The sequence below is a fragment of the Mycobacterium sp. RTGN4 genome, from assembly GCF_033804635.1.
GTDB lineage: Bacteria > Actinomycetota > Actinomycetes > Mycobacteriales > Mycobacteriaceae > Mycobacterium.
In genome coordinates this window covers 1-520 of record NZ_JAPZLB010000048.1, presented here as the reverse complement: position 1 = coordinate 520, position 520 = coordinate 1, and the positions used below count along the sequence as shown (strand labels likewise).

General features: G+C 69.4%; 1 protein-coding gene. It reads right to left on the bottom strand.

What is annotated here, in order from left to right; all coding sequences use genetic code 11:
• A partial coding sequence (locus SLQ30_RS33015; protein ID WP_319458354.1) for an AMP-binding protein occupies positions 1-520 on the bottom strand: 520 nt, incomplete at both ends.

Here is a 520-nt window from a genome sequence, read left to right as displayed (position 1 = left end):
CACCGCTCCATCGCCACGCCCACCGCACGCTCGGGACCCACCCCGGCCTCGATCAGCACCCGCGCCAACCGATTCGAGGCCTCGTCGAGCTCGCGATAAGACCACGACCGCACCCCATCGACGACGGCCAACCCGTCCGGATCCGCGGCCACCGCCGCGGCCAACAACTCCGGACCCAACCCCACCGGCGCACCGACCTCAGCACCAGACCACCGGTCCACCACCAACTCACGCTCACCGGCATCGAGCAGCGCCACCTCACCCACCACCACCGACGCGTCGGCCACCACCGCCTCGATCACCCGGGCGAACCACCCCACCAACCGCTGCACCGTGGACCGATCGAACAGGTCGGTGGCATAGGTCAGCACCCCGGCACACACCGGGCCATCCCCGTCCCCGGGCACCTCCCGCAGATCGAAGTCCAGATCGAACTTCGCGGTGTGGGTGTCCATCGAGAGCGGCTCAATGGTGGCGCCGTCCAGCGCCACCTCCGGACGCACGTTGTTCTGGAACACCA